Below are 14,887 nucleotides of genomic sequence, written 5' to 3'. Positions count from 1 at the left end.
GCGATCGTCGATAGCTCGTCTAGACTCCCTGTCTGTCGTTAGTCGACTGCCCCCGGCTCAGGATTGAAACTTGGTGAGACAGACGTTCCTGCAGCACCTGCTTCCAGTCATGGTCGAGCCATTGTGCCGCTCCATCAAACCCAGCCGTGATGCGCTTCAGCAGGTCATCGAGATAGGCTATCGCCTCCGGTGCGCCCGTGAATCCGAAACGATGTGCGTCAGTCAACACCGCGTCCCGAGTAATGTCGAATCGCCCCTGAGATAGCTGCATCTGAAGGCGCATTGGTGTTTCAACCGGGTTAGGTACGACGTCAAACGCTGGAGCGAGCCGCCAGCGGCGTTCGTCAGCGTCATAGACAATTGCGTGATTGCGCACATGGTCATCGTCGTTACCGCATACCGCATTAAATACCATGCGCCCAAACAGTTCGATACGGTCTTCCACGGGTGCACCTGCCAAGCGCAGCTCTTCTGCCAATCGCGGGTAGCTCCAGCGGTCCGTCTGCAGGAGCCCGGGATATTCGGCCTGCAACAAGGACGCGGCACTCACGCACATGTGTCGCTGCCGGTCAGTTCTGTCAAACCGTAGAACCCGTACAGCGCTCCAGCCCCTTTCTGCAGGGTGATAGACAGTCTTGGCAAAATTCAATCCACTTGCTGCTCCCCATTGCTGGGCCGCGTGTTCGAGCAAGGGAATATTGGCTGGGTCTGTCGCAATTTCCGGCTTAACCAGCCAAAACTGACCCAGCTCGCCGCGCACTGTGGCTTTCGGCCGGGCACCACCAACGCTAGCGGTCCGAACCAGCCGAGCACGAACATTTGGCCGAATGGCTGGACGACGCGCTGCGAGTGCCACCAATTCTTCAACCACGTCATTGAGCTGAGGCAGGCCAGGATTGTTCATTTTCGCGTCCGGAGGCTTGGGGCTCGAACCCACGGCGAGCGCCCCCCAGCGGTCGAGATTGCTGGCCTTGAGCAAGTACTGCAACGGCGGACCACCTTCTGGAAGATTGTGTTCTTGGCGCAGCAAAGCCTGCCCCCATGCATCAGGACATGCATCCCGTAAAACGTCATGCAAGCCTTGATACCTTGGCGCTGTCAAGTCAGTGCCCGGCAAAAACGGTAAGTTTCGTGGATCAATGCCCCAAGCAAGCCCTGCATCAATGTAAGAGGGGGCATATTTAAAGAAACCTTCTCCGGGTCTGCCTGCCTTGTACCGGCCAACCGTGACCCACTCGCCGCTATCTGGCCGCTGCAGATAGACGTAGACTGGCTTAGAAATACTCATCATCGTCGGCTCCCTTTTCCTGCAGGCTCAACTTGACACGCTGGCCATAGTCACCTTGCCACAGCTCGGCAGGCGGGGCAGGCGCCGCCTGGTCGATGACGCCTAGCGCAAGAAGAGCTGTCAAATATGCTCCGGCCCCCGCACCTGGGTCCCCTTTTTCTAGTCGAATCAGCGTCGTACGGGAGATACCCAGTCGAGCAGACAAATCGGCGACATTAACACGCTGACGTAGGCGCTGCGTGTTGATACATTTACCCCACGTAGTGAGGCGTTCCTGCACGAGTGTCGGCCAGGCTTCAGACCCTGAGAGTTTCTTCGGCATCTTTTGCTCCGTTCATAGATAGGTTATTATATATTATAAGATCTTATCTATGAACGTAGCCGTGCTCTAGCATGTCGCATAGATGCGACCTTATGGCGCATAACGATGTATCTATGTGCACGTCACTTGCACGTCATTCCCATGGGCGGGCGGCAGCGGCGAGCGCTCGCGCCGTCGCCTTCAATGCCTGTGCGATAGCGTCCACGTCGCACACCGGCCGGCCCGGCACCCAACACACCACCAGCACCAATTGCGCGTCAGCGATCTGCCGCGCTGCTATTTCCAGAGGGATCAAGGTCGGACTTGCGTCCACGCATTGGAGTCGATCAAGGATCAGCGCGGCGAGCGCCTGACCGAGCACGGGCCGCGTCGGCCACGTCAGCAAAACTCGCGCAACCTGCTGATGCTCGCGAAAATGCATTCACAAGCTGACGACGGCGTCGAGCGAACCATCCGGCTCCACCAACGCTGCCAGAATTGAAAACGGCCCGTCCAGGGTTCCCCGCAACAGGTCCTGCTTGGTCCGATAGTGCTCGTACAACGTCGAACGGCCAACGTTGGCGGTCTTGGCGACCGCGCCAATCTTCAACTCGTCGTATCCATCTTTAAGTAAAAGCTGCACGAACGCCGCCTGCAACGCCGCGCGCGTGCGCTGACTCCTGCGGTCGAGCGATTCTTCGATCATATGGTCCTTTTTGACGGACAAACCCAGGGTTATGTCCGCTAACGGATAACGCTAGGAATCCCATGTATTTGCCAGCCAACCTCCCGTCCGCATCGGCCTGCCGCCGCGCCGCGCTAGCCGTGGGGGGGCACGACCGGTTTAGTGTTGCTGGCTTTGTCGCATCACCCGGTGGCGATCAAGGCGTCATCGGTTCAGCAGACGCTCGCAGTGATCGCCGAGCTGCAGTTCACCGATGGCCTGGTGCACGGCGTGCTGACAATCATGCTTGCCATGCTCGCGGCGGGCTTTGCCACCTTCAGCGTAGTCCTCGGGCTGAAGCGGCCTGCGGTAGTGCTGGCGTTGACGGCGTATGGTCTGGGATGCTGCCTGGTCGTGGCCGCAATGCTCCTCGATGGCTTCGTGGTTCCTCAAGTTGCGGCGAAGTTCGCGTCGGCGCCGGATTCCGAGGTCCAGATTGCCTATGCTTTCCTGCGCATTATTGGGACGGTCATCCAGGTGTTGACGAAAGCGGGGCTGCTGGCAATGTGCGTTGCCTTGCTGGCCTGGTCATACGCTCTCGCGGCAACGCCAGGTTGGACAGGGGCGCGGTGGTGCGCAGCAATTGGCGCCGTCGGCGGCCTCGGTTCAGGGTTGTTCCTCCTGCTCGGCAACGTGCTGCTAACCCCCTCAAGTCTCATGGCGATTTTCGGCGTTCACGCGTTGTGGAATGTGGCAGTGGCCGGCTTGATGTTTCAGTACAGCCGAACCCGCTGATCTAAAGATCCAGCGTCAGCGATTCGCCCTTGCTGCGTGAAATGCAAATGCACATCAACTTGTCTTCATTGCGCTGTGCCGCAGTTAACGCTTCGTCGCGATGATCGGGGTCGCCTTCCAGGACCTTGACTGCGCACATTCCGCAATTGCCGGTACGGCACGAATAAGCGGCCTTGATGCCTTCCCGCTCGACGGCTTCGAGAATGGTGCTGTCGGCCGGGACATTCACGAGCACGCCGCTTCGTTTCAGCGTCACGAAAAGCGGCGCTTTGCCGGTGGCGACTGCCTTGGCGGAGAATCGTTCGAAGTGAACGTTCTTGCGCGGTAGTGATAGCGCACTTGCGGCGTTCACCACCGCGTCGATCAAACGTTCCGGGCCGCAAACGTAGATCTGCTCGCCATGCTTGTTTTGCAGCAGCGCTTTGATATCGAGGCGCTTGCCCTCATCGGCCGCATAGACGCTGATGTGGCCTGCAAACTCCGCTTCCAGCTGTTCGAGAAAAGCCGCGTCTTGCCGCGACTTCACGGCGTAATGCAACTCGAACGATTTGTTTTTGCTTTTCGCTTCATGCATCATGCTGCGAATCGGCGTAATGCCGATGCCGCCGGCGATAAAGACCGCGGCAGCGTCGCTGTCGTCGAGCACGAACTGATTTACCGGCAGCGCGCAATTGAGCGTCATCCCAAAGCGGAAATCGTCATATGCGGCGACCGATCCGCCCCGGCCATCAGCCTGGCGCAGCACCGCGAATTCATAATATTTGCGCTGGGCGGAATGCGATGAGATTGAATAGGTTCGCGTGCCCAAGGAGCCATCGGCCAGTCGAACCGGTACTTCCAGGTGTGCACCGGCCGAAACGGCCGGCAGGTCATCGCCATTCACCGCGCGCAGTTCAAACCCGCGGATATTGTTTGCGAGCTGGCGGACACCGGTAATTTTCAGGCCAAGCGGCCCTGCGCCGAGTTCTGCCGGCACGTCCGTCTTGACGGGTTTGGCAAACAGCTCTTTCAAGCGCTTGATCTGAATATGCAGCGGCGCGGTCATGGTGCCGATTTCCGCCTCCGTAAAACGCGGCGTAATGTGCTGCGGGCAGTTCCAATCGTACCCTTCCACGTCGATGAGGAAGACGCGTTCGACCCGGCCTCGGTAGCCGGGCACGGCAAGCTGCGCGGCAAGTTCGGGCGCATCGACAGCCTCCGTCGTGTGTGCGCGTCCCAGGATCTTCAGGCGCCGCTGATTGGCGTAGTCCATCACGATCAGCGAAATGCGATCGTCGGTTTTGAGATTGCCGACGCTGAGGTACTGACGGTTGCCGACAAAGTCGGCAAAGCCGAGTGTTTTATCGTCGATCACTTTCAAAAATCCGGCTGGCCCGCCGCGATGCTGGACGTAGGGCCAACCGGAGGCGCTGGTGGTAGCCTGAAAAAAATGATCCGCTTGCTCGATGAAGGATTGCTCGCGGCCGCCGAGGTGATCGCCACGCTCGGACATCCGGTCCATGAAGGCATATTGTTCGCGACTGCCCTGCTGGGTCTGGATATCGCGCACCTGGCTGGTGAACGCGATGTCGGAATATGCGTAGCCCATGTTCAGCTCCTCCGAATTCGATTAAGCGGGAATTTCTTCAGGCGGCAAGCTTGAGGTCGACTTTTGGAAAATCGATATCGACCTGGCTCGATTTGCCCAACACATTGGTCAGGAAGTTCAGGCCGACGTGCATGATGATCTCGACGATTTCGGCGTCGCTGTAACCGGCGCCGCGCACTTCCGCCAGTTCCAGCGCGCCGATCGCTCCTGTTTTCTCCATCAGGCTGCGCGCAAACCTCACGGCGACGGCGGCTTGTGCGTCTTCGCTGGTGCCGGCACGGGCGGCCAGTACTTCTTCCGGCGACAGGCCGGTTTTGCGGCCGATCGCGGTGTGGGCGGCGACGCAGTAGTCGCAGCCGTTTTGCTGGGCCAGCGCCAATGCGATCCGCTCGCGTGTCAGGTGATCCAGGGCGCCGCCATTGGCAACGCCACACAGGCCAAGAAATGAACGCAGGGCCACCGGCGAATTGGCGAAAACCTTCAGGAAATTGGGCACCATGCCGAGTTGGGCTTGAATGGCGTCAAGCAGCTCTGCTTGCTCTGCGTCTGCGGTGGTGCGATCGATCATTTTGATTCGGGACATATGTACTCCTGATTGATTGAATGGGTGGGGTTAAAACTCCTTCTGGTTTCAGCGTCTTCGCGAAGGAGTGATTGCAGTATCATTGAGCGCATCGTCAAAGGGAATGAGCTCAAAACGCAATTAACTATTAACGGATCAGGAATAATATGGACCGATTGGAGTCAATGGCCCTGTTTGTCGCCGTCGTTGACGAGGGCGGCTTTGCGGCCGCCGGGCGCAAAATGAAGATCTCACCGCCAGCGGTGACGCGCGCGATCAGCGAGCTGGAAGCATCCATGGGAGTTCGCTTGTTGACGCGTACAACGCGCGTCGTGCGCGTGACCGACGTCGGGGCGCGCTATGCGGCAGACTGCCGCCGCGTACTGGCCGATATTGCCGAGATTGAAGATCAAGCGTCCGGCGCGCACGGCGCCGTTCGCGGCCGGCTGGTCATCACGGCACCGGCCCTGTTTGGCCAGATGTACCTGACCCCGATCGTGCTCAAATATCTGCGCGCCTATCCCGAGGCCGAGGTGGAATGCAGGTTCAACGACCGCGTTGTCAACATGCTCGATGAAGGTGTCGATGTCGCCGTTCGCATCGGCCAACTGCAGGATTCCAGTTACCAGGCCATCCGCGTGGGACATGTCCGCCGCGTCGTTTGCGCGGCGCCGGCGTATTTGAAAGAACATGGAACGCCCGCCGTCCCGGACGATTTGCAGCATCACATAATCATCTCGGCCAATGGCGTCACGCCTTCGCCAAACTGGCGGTTTGCCAATGGCGACGCGTTAACGGTCGTCCGCGCGGCGCCGAAGCTGACCATGCTGTCAAATGGCGCAGCGATTATCGCGGCCGTCGATGGCTTTGGTATTACGTGCCTGTTGTCGTATATGGTCGCGCCCCACCTGTCGGACGGCAGACTGGTCGAGGTCCTGGATACACATCAGACTGACGTGGTTCCAGTTCACGTCATGCATCACGAAGGTCGTCACGATGCACGCAAGGTGCGCGCCTTTCTCGACCTCGCGGTCGAGCAATTGCGCGGCGGGGACGCAGTGACCCAATAAGGTAGACGACGAATTGTCGGATCACAGCAACGCTTGTGCCCCGTCGCTGCAATCGCCCGACGGTATGCGCTGTACCGCACGGACCTGGCTTGCCTAACTCACTATCCTGGATTTATTGGACTGGAGATTGGCATGGAACTTTTTTTTATGATGACTGCGATGCTTGCGCTGCTTGGACCGATTGCACTCGGCCGGGTACGTTGCATCCGCGTGACGCCACGGCTGCGTGGCCTCGCCTGCTACATCTTTCCTGTCCGGTCGCACGTGCAAAGCGGCACTTTCAACTTCGCCGACATGGCGTTAGATGCAAGAAAATACTCGGCCAAGCTGAACTGGACCGCGCTATTCACCCATGCACTCCACGCGCCCGTCTTCGGCAATGCAGACCGTGCAAGGCCCCACGTAGCGTCGCTATTGTCCACAGCTGAGCGAAATACACGACTTAAATAGTTGCCGTAAGGATATAATAGTCGAATAATTGTGCCCTTCGAGGTTGTATGCCGCGGCCAGCGTGGTTCAAAGTTTGCGTTGCAACCGTGGCGTATGCCGGCGCGTTTCTGTCCGCGACCGCCTCGTCGCTGCCGGCGCTGGAAAGTGAACTTTCCGCTGTCACCGAACGGGCCTACCTCGCCCCGCGCGAAGCGCTCTACACCCTTGCCAAGATCCAGGCGGCCCACGCGCCGCTGTCGGTGCGCCACCAGGCCGTCGTCTACGAGCAGCTAAGCTCCGCAAAATTCTACGCGGGCGATCCGGGCGGCGCGCTGCAGGATGCCAAGTTGCTCGAAGCGCTAGGCAAGCAGACGCACGATAAAAGCATCGAGTGCCTTGGCCTGCTTTCTCAAGTCTACGGCAACTGGGGGATGGGAAAAATCGCCGCCGCGTATGGGTTTGTGCGGCGTGCCGGCCAATTCTCGCCGTCCAACATCAGCGCCACCGCACGAATCAAATCACTGTTAGCGACAGCACAAGCGGAATCGGAAGAGCATCAGTATGGCGCGGCACTCATCGCGGTGGATGAGGCGTTTCGCGTGGCGCGCACCAGCGGCGACGATGCGCTGGTGTTCATGGTATTAAAGATGCAGGCGGCCGTCGCGGTTACCGCACACGACATCCCGCTCGCGCTGGCGGCCGTGGACCGGCTGCTGCTGATTGGCGCGCGTTCGCCGTATCGAGAGCGGCTGGTACGCGCCAAGGACACGGAATATACGGTGGCCTCGGCGGCGGGACTGACGACGCGCGCCAGCGACGCCATGGCCGAACGCATCCGGCTGATGCGCGAATTGGGCCTGGTCGAGAGTCTCGGCCGCACCCTGGTGCAGTACGCCGCCCTGCAATTAAAGAGCAAACGTTACGCTGAAGCGGCGGCATTGTCCGAAGAGGCGCTTGGCCTCGAATCCGTGTTGGCCGATGCGCAATTGGCAGGACGCGCCCATTTCAATCACGCATTGGCGACCATCTATTCCGGCAAAGTCGCCGAGGGCAAAGCGGAGGTAGAGCGCCTGTTTGCATCGAAGCTCAAGCGCGATCAGCTGCTCGCCTACTTGCCGCGCTACGCCTCCGTCCTGGCCCACGCCGGCGACGTCGACGGAGCCGTCCAGGCCGGCGCGCTGCACCAGCAGCTGGAATCGGCGGAAGCGCTGTATCGCGCCAAAGAAGACGAGAAAGCGAAAGGCAAAATCGCCTCGCTGTCCAGACTGAGTGAAGTAAAAACGCTGGAGGCGTTGAATGACCGCGCACAGCGCAATGTCTGGCTCATCGCGGCGCTGCTTTCGGCATCCGGCATGATCGGGATGCTGTTTTTATATAAGCGCCTGCGCGTCAGCAGCCGGCTTCTGGAAACGAGCAATCGCCTGCTCTACACCACAAGTAATCGCGATTCCCTGACCGGGCTGTTTAATCGCCGTTATGTCGAAAATTATGTTGGCGGCCCGGCGCCGAGCCAGGCCGATTATCACTCGCCGGTGGGACGCGGCTTGGTCATGTTGATGGATATCGACCACTTCAAGCGGCTCAACGATACCTATGGCCACGCGGTCGGCGACCAGGTGCTGCAATCGACCGCGGCGCGCCTGACTGCGCTGTTTCGCAGCGACGATGTCATTGTCCGCTGGGGCGGGGAGGAATTCATGGCGCTGCTGCCGGCCGCCCATGCCAGCGAGGCCGCCGGGATCGCCGCAAGAATCCTTGGCGCCATCTCGGCCAAGCCGATCGTCATCGATGGCGTGGCGGTCGAAGTCACCGTGTCGGTCGGCATCTGCCGGCTGAGGCTGGACCTGTCCGACCGCGAAATGAAATGGGAGGAAGTCGTGCTGATGGCCGACCAGGCCCTGTACATGGCCAAGCAGAACGGCAGGAACATGGCGTACGCGCTGACTGCCGCGGTCATGGCCAGCTCGGCAGAAATGGCGCGCGGCCTGCGGATCAATTGGGCCGAGGGGAAAGTCCAGCTGCTGCAGGTGAACGGGGCTTTGCGAGTTGCCTAGCACAGGTCAACTTCGCTCAAATCTGCCCGGTGGAGCATTGAATCTTCCTCCTGAACGGCGTATTCTGAACTTCAGAACGGAAGTCGTTGATGGGATAGAGAGAGCTGCAATGCCAAGCGAGATCCTCCTAAAAAACGCTGTCGCCACCAAAGCGAACTTATTCGAAGTCATCTTGCTCGATGTTGTTGCGGACCGGTACCGCGCGATAGATGCCATTAGAGCCGGGTTGCCAGCCAGCGTCATCAATGACACGTGCGCGTACTTTGAGGTGCCGACCAACCGGATTCGCGGCATCGTTGGCCTGCCCGAAACCACGGCCCATACCCTCGTCAAGAAGCGCGCCAACCTCGATGCAGCGGCGTCGGGACGAATCTGGCGTCTGGCCGATCTGGCTGCCATGGCCAGCGATGTGTTCGAAAATGACGAGGCCGCCAAGGAATGGCTGCGTACGCCAAATCGCGCTTTCCACGACGTGGCGCCAATGGACTTCTTAGACACCGAGCCGGGCGCCAATGCAGTGCGCCAAGTATTGAATGCGATCGGCAGCGGCGGCGTTGCGTGAGGTTTTGGCGCATCTCGCAACGCAGATTTGCACTGGATAAATTGTGCGCTGGCGCCGCGCAGTTCGGTGGGCGTTGGAACCCGGTTGGCGTGCCGGCGCTTTTACTGCGGAACATCAGTCGCTATCTGCGCTCTGGAAAAACTCGTCCACATCGGAGCCGCTCCGTTTCGCAATTAGTATCCGAACTGCACCGGCGGTATCAATGATTTATACTGCAACGCAGCATCCCGAGTAGCCATTCCGCTTCCAGCCGGCGATGGACCTCCGACACGACAAGACGCGCGCGCCGCCGCGGTCCGTGAATCGGCCGATGCCTAACGATCCAGGAGCAACAAGAAATGAACAACGCAACACCGGACCACCCGACTTCGCAGCCATCTCTGCTGCAACGTATTCCGCTTGCCTTCGGCGTGTTCTTCAGCGTCCTCTCGAACGCGGCTGTGGCCGCGCGCGTGGATCGCCTGAAGCGTGACGAAGCGCCCGCCGCGCCGGCTGCGCCAGTGGCGCCAGTCGCAGCGGCGCCCGCGCCGGCGCCGCTGCGCGTAGCCACCCCCGACGCCGCGCTGCAGTTGCTGGCGCTGTTGCAGCGCGACGCGCGCCTGATCGACTTCACCGAAGAAAACCTGGCCAGCTATGCCGACGCCGACATCGGCGCGGCCGCCCGCATCGTCCACGAAGGCTGCCGCAAGGTGCTGCGCGAGCACTTCACCATCGCGCCGGTGCGCACCGAAGCGGAGGGCAGCCGCGTCATCATCGACGCCGGCTTCGACGCCGGCGCCATCCGTCTGACCGGCAACGTCGTCGGCAGCGCGCCGTTCAAGGGCAACCTCAGTCACCGCGGCTGGCGCGTCACCGACGTGCGCCTGCCGAAGCTGGCGAGCGGCCACGACGCCACCGTGCTGGCGCAGGCCGAGGTGGAACTATGAACGCGCCACGCTATTCGATCGGCATTGACCTCGGCACCACGCACTGCGCGCTGGCCTACGTCGACCTCGAGGCCAGCGACGGCGAAGCCACGCGCCACGGCGTGCTGGAGATACCTCAGCTGAGCGCACCAGGCACGGTCGAGTCGTCCGGGCTGCTGCCGTCGTTCCTGTACCTGCCGCACGCCGACGAACTGGCGCCAGGCGAACTCGATTTGCCGTGGCCGTCGCCGGCCGATTTCGTCGTCGGCGAAATGGCGCGCGCGCGCGGCGCCACCACGCCGATCCGGCTGGTGTCGAGCGCGAAAAGCTGGCTGGGCCACGCCGGCGCCGATCGCCGCGGCGCCATCCTGCCGAGCGACGCGCCGCCGGAAGTGCAGCGCGTCTCGCCGCTGGAGGCGTCGACCCGCTACCTGACGCACCTGCGCCAGGCCTGGGACCACGCCCATCGCGAGGCGCCCTTCCAGCAGCAGGACATCACGGTGACGATCCCGGCCTCGTTCGACCCCGCCGCGCGCGAGTTGACGGTGGAAGCGGCCAAGGCCGCCGGCTACCAGGAACTGACGCTGCTCGAGGAGCCGCAGGCCGCGCTGTATAACTGGATCCAGAACAGCGGCGGCAACTGGCGCCGCGACGTCCAGCCGGGCGACATCATCCTGGTGGTCGACGTCGGCGGCGGCACCAGCGACTTTTCGCTGATCGCCGTGCTCGAACACGAGGGCAAGCTGGAGCTGCACCGCATCGCGGTGGGCGACCATATCCTGCTCGGCGGCGACAACATGGACCTGACCTTGGCGCACCTGGTGGCGCGCAAGCTGGCCGCCGCCGGCACCACGCTCGACGCGTGGCAGATGCGCGCGCTCGGCTACGCCTGCCGCACCGCCAAGGAGCGCCTGCTCGGTGACGCCGAACTGACGGCGCAGCCGATCGTCGTGCCGAGCCGCGGCTCGAAGCTGATCGGCGGCGCAATCCGCACCGAACTGACCGCCGACGAGGTGCGCACCACCATCGTCGAAGGCTTCTTCCCGGACGTGCCGGCGTCGACCCGGCCGGCCACGCGTGTGCGCGGCGGCCTGACGCAAGTCGGCCTGCCGTATGCGCAGGACGCCGGCGTGACGCGCCACCTGGCCGCGCTGCTTGGCCGACAGCGCGACGCGACGACCGAACTGGCAGGCTTCGTGCGAACCAACGCGCCCGACGCCACTTTCCTGCATCCGAGCGCGGTGCTGTTCAACGGCGGCGTGTTCAAGTCGACCCTGCTGGCCGAGCGCACGCTGGCCACGCTGAACGGCTGGCTGACGGCCGAAGGCGCTGCGCCGGCGCGCGCACTGGCAGGCGCCGACCTCGATTTGGCGGTGGCGCGCGGCGCCGCCTACTACGGCTACGTGCGGCGCGGCCACGGTGTACGCATCCGCGGCGGCACGGCGCGCGCGTACTATGTCGCCATCGAGTCGGCGATGCCGGCCATACCCGGCATGGAGCCGCCGATGCAGGCGCTGTGCGTGGCGCCGTTCGGCATGGAGGAAGGCGCCGAGGCCGAGCTGCAAAGCCAGCAATTCGGGCTGGTCGTCGGCGAACCGATCCAGCTGCGCTTTTTCGGCTCGTCGGTGCGGCGCCAGGACCAGCTTGGCGACCTGCTCGACTTCTGGCAGCCTGACGAGCTGCAGGAGCTCGGCGAAATCCGCGCCACCTTGCCGCCTGAAGGGCGCAGCGACGGCGACGTCGTACAGGTGCGCCTGCGCGCGGTCGCCACCGACACCGGCACGCTCGAACTGACCGCTGCTGCCGTCAACGGGGACGGCCGCTGGAAGATCGAGTTCGACGTGCGCAGCAACGGCTAGTGGCGGCGCGCGTGGCCAGGTACGCCGTCGGCATCGATCTGGGCACCAGCAACACCGTGCTCGCCTACGCCGCGTTGGGCGCCGATGGGCAGGCCGGGCCGGTGACGCTGTTCGATGTCGATCAGCTGATCGCGCCAGGCGAAGTGGCGGCGCTGCCGCTGCTGCCATCGGTGCGCTACCAGGCCGGCGCGGGCGAGCTGGCCGACGCCGACCTGCAGCTGCCGTGGGCAGCCGCGGAGCCGATGGTAGTGGGCACACTGGCGCGCAAGCTCGGCGCGCAGGTGCCGGGGCGCCTGGTGGCCAGCGCCAAGAGCTGGCTGTCGCATGCGGGCGTCGACCGCATGGCGTCGATCCTGCCGTGGGGTAGCGCGCCGGACGTGCCGAAGGTGTCGCCGGTCGACGCCAGCGCCAGTTACCTGCGCCACCTGAGGTCGGCCTGGAACCATCGCTTCCCCGACGATCCGCTCGAGCAGCAGGACCTGGTGCTGACCGTGCCCGCCTCGTTCGACGAAGCGGCGCGCGCCCTCACGCTGGCGGCAGCGCGCGCGGCTGGCCTGCCCGCGCTGCGGCTGCTGGAAGAGCCGCAGGCAGTGTTCTACGACTGGCTGCAGCGCCACCGCGCCACGCTGGCCAGCGAGCTGGCCGGCACGCGCCTGGTGCTGGTGTGCGACGTCGGCGGCGGCACCACGGACCTCAGCCTCATCAAGGTCGAACTGCGCGATGGGCATGCCAGTGTTACCCGCATCGGCGTCGGCAACCACCTCATGCTGGGCGGCGACAACATGGACACGGCGCTGGCGCACCTGGCCGAATCGCGGCTCGCCGGCGACAGCGCCGGGCGCCTGTCGGCCAGCCGCCTGTCGCAGCTGGTGGAGCGCTGCCGCGCCGCCAAGGAACAGCTGCTGGCCGCCGATGCGCCGGACCAGGTCAACGTCACGCTGCTGGGCGCCGGCGCGCGGCTGATCGGTGGCGCGCGCTCGGCCACATTGACGCGCGAAGAAGTCGAGCGGCTGATCGTCGACGGCTTCCTGCCGCAGGTCGATGCCGGCGCGCCGCTGCTGCAGCGGCGCGCCGGCATCGTCGAATTCGGCCTGCCGTACGCGCGCGACCCGGCCATCACGCGCCACGTCGCCGACTTCCTGCGCCGGCATGCCGACGCGGTGCGCGAGGCCACTGCCGGCGCAGCTCCGGTGCCTGACACCTTGCTGCTCAACGGCGGCGTATTTCGCGCCAGCGCATTGGCCGAGCGGCTCGAGCAAACCCTCGGCGCATGGCGCGGCGCGCCGCTGCGGGTGCTGCACAACGACGATCCGGATGTCGCCGTGGCGCGCGGCGCGGTGGCGTACGCGCTGGCCGGCGTCAGCGGCACGCCGAAGATCGGCGGCGGCGCCGCGCGCAGCTATTTCCTGCTGCTCGACGAAGGCAAGCGCGGCGCCCGGCGCGCCATCTGCATCCTTCCGCGCGGGAGTGAAGCGGGCCACGAACTGCGCCTCGACGCCCAAAACTTCGCGCTGCGTGTCGGCGAACCGGTACGCTTCCACTTGTTCACATCAAATGCCGACGCTGCCGGCCGCGCGCCATTCGCGCTGGGTGAACTGGTCGACCTTGACGATGGCGACTTCGCCCGCCTGCCGCCCATTGCGATGGTGCTGCGGGCGCCTGGACGCACGCGCCGCGAAGTGCCGGTGCAGCTGGCAAGTGCGCTGACCGAAGTGGGCACGCTCGAGATGCACTGCGTTAGCGTCGACGATGCGGCAGAACGCTGGCTGCTCGAGTTCGACCTGCGCCAACACGATGACGTGGGCGATGAAGCATTGGACGACGGCGGCGCCGCGGCACGTCTGGCGCTGGCGCTGCCGAACATCGAGCGCATCTTCGGCGCCAAGGCGCAGCAGGTTCCGGCCAAGGAAGTGAAGCAGCTGCGCGCGCAGCTCGAACAGGTGCTGGGCGAGCGCGCCAATTGGAGCACGCCGCTGCTGCGCCAGTTGTTCGACGCCTTATGGCTGCGTGCCAAGGCGCGGCGCCGCTCGCCCGAACACGAACGCCTGTGGCTGAACCTGGCCGGCTTCTGCCTGCGTCCCGGCTTCGGCTTCGCGCTCGACGACTGGCGGCTACAGCAGCTGTGGACCTTGTTCGAAGCCGGCGTGGCGCACGGCGCCGACAAGCAGGTGCAGGCCGAATGGTGGACCTTGTGGCGGCGCGTGGCTGGCGGCCTCGATGCGGAGCAGCAGCGGCGCCTGCTCGACGACTTCGCCGCCAACCTGCAAATCAATGAGGGCGGCGATGACGACACCGGCGCGCTGGTGCGCGGCAGCGACGACGACATGCTGCGTCTGGGCGCCTCGCTCGAGCGCATACCGCCGGCCTTCAAGGTGGAAATCGGCGAGTGGCTGCTGGCGCGCCTGGGCAAGGCGAACGACGCCCTCACCTTGTGGGCGCTGGGCCGCATCGGCGCGCGCCAGCCGTTCTACGGCAATCTCGACGACCTGGTGCCGGCCGATGTCGTCGCCACCTGGCTGGACGCCATCCTCGCACTCGACTGGCGTCGCCTCGAGCCGGCCGCATTCGCCGCCGCCTACCTCGCGCGCATGACGGGCGACCGCGCGCGCGACCTGCCTCTGGCGCTGCGCGAGACCATCGCCGCGCGCCTGCGCCAGGTCGCCGCGCCGGCCATCTGGATCCGCATGGTGGAAGAAGTAGTGGCGCTGGACGAGGCGACCGAACGGCGCGTGCTGGGCGAAACGCTGCCGCCAGGGCTGAAGCTGATCGGCGAAACCTTGAAGTCTTAGCTCATCGCGGCGAGTGACACG

At 63.7% G+C, this 14,887-nt stretch carries 14 protein-coding genes; 8 read left to right on the top strand and 6 right to left on the bottom strand.

What is annotated here, in order from left to right; genetic code table 11:
• Positions 1 to 19 precede the first annotated feature (19 nt).
• The 4 genes from CR105_RS01445 to CR105_RS01435 all read right to left on the bottom strand — a co-directional run bounded on the left by CR105_RS01445 (position 20) and on the right by CR105_RS01435 (position 2,295).
• Positions 20 to 1,291 carry a type II toxin-antitoxin system HipA family toxin gene (locus tag CR105_RS01445; protein WP_229413544.1) on the bottom strand — a complete coding sequence of 424 codons (1,272 nt, stop codon included), beginning with the start codon at positions 1,289 to 1,291 and terminating at the stop codon, positions 20 to 22.
• On the bottom strand, positions 1,275 to 1,610 hold the full coding sequence (locus CR105_RS27665) for a helix-turn-helix domain-containing protein (protein ID WP_131021628.1): 336 nt from the start codon (positions 1,608 to 1,610) through the stop codon (positions 1,275 to 1,277). Before CR105_RS27665 ends, CR105_RS01445 begins: the two co-directional genes overlap by 17 nt.
• Positions 1,611 to 1,743: 133 nt before the next feature.
• Positions 1,744 to 2,031, bottom strand: a complete 288-nt coding sequence (locus tag CR105_RS01440) for a hypothetical protein (RefSeq protein WP_099786642.1) — start codon at positions 2,029 to 2,031, stop codon at positions 1,744 to 1,746.
• Positions 2,032 to 2,295: a TetR/AcrR family transcriptional regulator gene (locus CR105_RS01435; RefSeq protein WP_099786641.1), complete on the bottom strand. Its 264-nt coding sequence runs from the start codon at positions 2,293 to 2,295 to the stop codon at positions 2,032 to 2,034.
• Between the two features lie 141 nt (positions 2,296 to 2,436).
• Between CR105_RS01435 and CR105_RS01430 the strand changes: the two genes are divergently transcribed.
• Positions 2,437 to 3,048: a hypothetical protein gene (locus CR105_RS01430; protein WP_099786640.1), complete on the top strand. Its 612-nt coding sequence runs from the start codon at positions 2,437 to 2,439 to the stop codon at positions 3,046 to 3,048.
• A gap of 1 nt (position 3,049) precedes the next feature.
• On the opposite strand, the gene CR105_RS01425 is transcribed toward CR105_RS01430, so the two are convergent.
• Both CR105_RS01425 and CR105_RS01420 read right to left on the bottom strand, forming a co-directional pair.
• Positions 3,050 to 4,636: a 2Fe-2S iron-sulfur cluster-binding protein gene (locus CR105_RS01425; RefSeq protein WP_099786639.1), complete on the bottom strand. Its 1,587-nt coding sequence runs from the start codon at positions 4,634 to 4,636 to the stop codon at positions 3,050 to 3,052.
• A gap of 37 nt (positions 4,637 to 4,673) precedes the next feature.
• On the bottom strand, positions 4,674 to 5,219 hold the full coding sequence (locus tag CR105_RS01420; RefSeq protein WP_099786638.1) for a carboxymuconolactone decarboxylase family protein: 546 nt from the start codon (positions 5,217 to 5,219) through the stop codon (positions 4,674 to 4,676).
• A 164-nt stretch (positions 5,220 to 5,383) separates the two neighbouring features.
• On the opposite strand from CR105_RS01420, the gene CR105_RS01415 reads away from it, so the two are divergent.
• From CR105_RS01415 to CR105_RS01385, 7 genes are all read left to right on the top strand, one after another.
• Complete coding sequence (locus CR105_RS01415; protein ID WP_307189600.1) at positions 5,384 to 6,268, top strand: LysR family transcriptional regulator; 885 nt, start codon at positions 5,384 to 5,386, stop codon at positions 6,266 to 6,268.
• Between the two features lie 132 nt (positions 6,269 to 6,400).
• Complete coding sequence (locus tag CR105_RS01410; RefSeq protein ID WP_099786636.1) at positions 6,401 to 6,718, top strand: hypothetical protein; 318 nt, start codon at positions 6,401 to 6,403, stop codon at positions 6,716 to 6,718.
• Positions 6,719 to 6,765: 47 nt separating this feature from the next.
• On the top strand, positions 6,766 to 8,751 hold the full coding sequence (locus CR105_RS01405) for a GGDEF domain-containing protein (RefSeq protein WP_099786635.1): 1,986 nt from the start codon (positions 6,766 to 6,768) through the stop codon (positions 8,749 to 8,751).
• Positions 8,752 to 8,860: 109 nt separating this feature from the next.
• On the top strand, positions 8,861 to 9,313 hold the full coding sequence (locus CR105_RS01400; protein ID WP_099786634.1) for an Xre family toxin-antitoxin system antitoxin: 453 nt from the start codon (positions 8,861 to 8,863) through the stop codon (positions 9,311 to 9,313).
• Positions 9,314 to 9,651: 338 nt separating this feature from the next.
• Positions 9,652 to 10,239, top strand: a complete 588-nt coding sequence (locus CR105_RS01395; RefSeq protein ID WP_099786633.1) for a DUF2760 domain-containing protein — start codon at positions 9,652 to 9,654, stop codon at positions 10,237 to 10,239.
• A complete protein-coding gene (locus CR105_RS01390) occupies positions 10,236 to 12,077 on the top strand; it encodes an Hsp70 family protein (protein WP_099786632.1) in 1,842 nt (613 codons plus the stop codon). Before CR105_RS01395 ends, CR105_RS01390 begins: the two co-directional genes overlap by 4 nt.
• Positions 12,078 to 12,088: 11 nt before the next feature.
• Positions 12,089 to 14,866: an Hsp70 family protein gene (locus CR105_RS01385; RefSeq protein WP_099786903.1), complete on the top strand. Its 2,778-nt coding sequence runs from the start codon at positions 12,089 to 12,091 to the stop codon at positions 14,864 to 14,866.
• Positions 14,867 to 14,887: the final 21 nt, after the last annotated feature.

This window comes from Massilia eurypsychrophila (genome assembly GCF_002760655.1).
Lineage (GTDB): Bacteria > Pseudomonadota > Gammaproteobacteria > Burkholderiales > Burkholderiaceae_D > JAFCUW01.
The sequence above is the reverse complement of the archived record's forward strand: the minus strand, read 5'-3'. Positions and strand labels throughout refer to the sequence as shown.

Bases quoted from the DNA above. Each gene is read 5' to 3' on its own strand.
- CR105_RS01445 (WP_229413544.1), bottom strand. From the start codon at position 1,291: ATGATGAGTATTTCTAAGCCAGTCTACGTCTATCTGCAGCGGCCAGAT.
- CR105_RS27665 (WP_131021628.1), bottom strand. From the start codon at position 1,610: ATGCCGAAGAAACTCTCAGGGTCTGAAGCCTGGCCGACACTCGTGCAG.
- CR105_RS01440 (WP_099786642.1), bottom strand. From the start codon at position 2,031: ATGCATTTTCGCGAGCATCAGCAGGTTGCGCGAGTTTTGCTGACGTGG.
- CR105_RS01435 (WP_099786641.1), bottom strand. From the start codon at position 2,295: ATGATCGAAGAATCGCTCGACCGCAGGAGTCAGCGCACGCGCGCGGCG.
- CR105_RS01425 (WP_099786639.1), bottom strand. From the start codon at position 4,636: ATGGGCTACGCATATTCCGACATCGCGTTCACCAGCCAGGTGCGCGAT.
- CR105_RS01420 (WP_099786638.1), bottom strand. From the start codon at position 5,219: ATGTCCCGAATCAAAATGATCGATCGCACCACCGCAGACGCAGAGCAA.
- CR105_RS01415 (WP_307189600.1), top strand. From the start codon at position 5,384: ATGGCCCTGTTTGTCGCCGTCGTTGACGAGGGCGGCTTTGCGGCCGCC.
- CR105_RS01410 (WP_099786636.1), top strand. From the start codon at position 6,401: ATGGAACTTTTTTTTATGATGACTGCGATGCTTGCGCTGCTTGGACCG.
- CR105_RS01405 (WP_099786635.1), top strand. From the start codon at position 6,766: ATGCCGCGGCCAGCGTGGTTCAAAGTTTGCGTTGCAACCGTGGCGTAT.
- CR105_RS01400 (WP_099786634.1), top strand. From the start codon at position 8,861: ATGCCAAGCGAGATCCTCCTAAAAAACGCTGTCGCCACCAAAGCGAAC.
- CR105_RS01395 (WP_099786633.1), top strand. From the start codon at position 9,652: ATGAACAACGCAACACCGGACCACCCGACTTCGCAGCCATCTCTGCTG.
- CR105_RS01390 (WP_099786632.1), top strand. From the start codon at position 10,236: ATGAACGCGCCACGCTATTCGATCGGCATTGACCTCGGCACCACGCAC.